The sequence below is a fragment of the Roseateles sp. P5_B10 genome (assembly GCF_056400485.1).
This window is the reverse complement of record NZ_JBFULE010001448.1, coordinates 1-733: the sequence shown is the minus strand read 5'-3', so window position 1 is coordinate 733 and position 733 is coordinate 1. Positions and strand designations below refer to the sequence as shown.

The 733-nt window shown below is 63.2% G+C and carries 1 protein-coding gene; it reads right to left on the bottom strand.

The features are described from left to right. Positions 1 to 150: 150 nt before the first annotated feature. Entirely contained in the window at positions 151 to 723 is a 573-nt protein-coding gene (locus tag AC1DU6_RS33905; protein ID WP_457322899.1) for a YceI family protein, read from the bottom strand. Between the last annotated feature and the right edge of the window lie 10 nt (positions 724 to 733).

Sequence of the window (733 nt, the reverse complement as noted above, 5' to 3'; positions counted from 1 at the left end):
GATGGTCCGCAGCATCTCGCTGGACGCGCGCTACATGCTTTGGCAGATGAGCACGGTGGACAAGACGACGCGGCTGCTCGACGAGATGGGTGTGAAGTAAGCTAGCGCGTCCAATGCAAACCGGCCTCCAGGGGCCGGTTTTTCTTTGGCTTATTCCTTGGCCACCGCCTCCACCTGGATGCGCAGGTTCACATCCATCTTGAAGCCCCAGTCCTTGCCCGCGGTGAGGCCGAAGTCTTCGCGGTTGAACGAGCCCGAGGCGTCGGCACCACACCAGTCCCGCTTGAACATCGGGTGGGGCATGCACTTGAGCTGGTGGATGGCCAGCGTCATCGGCTTGGTCTTGCCGTTCAATGTCAGCTCGCCAACGAGCCGTGACGGCACGCCGCCTGTCGCGCCCTCGAAGCGGCCCTTGAAGCTGGCGCTGGCCGGGCTCTTCTCCAGGTTGAAGAAATCCTTGCCCTTGGCCCAGCCGTTCATGGCTTCCAGACCGAAGTCGATGCTGGCCAGGTCCATCTGCACGTCGACGCTGCCGCTGCCATTGGCCTTGTCGAAGACGATGGTGCCCGAGTTCTTCGTCAGCTTGCCGCGCCAGAAGGACATACCCATGTGGTCGGCCTCGAAGCTGGGGTAGGTGTGGGCCGGGTCGACGACATAGGTGGCGGGTGCGGCCTGGGCTAGCGTGGCGGCGAACAAGACGGGGAGCAGGGTCAGTCGGTTCATGGGAATCTCC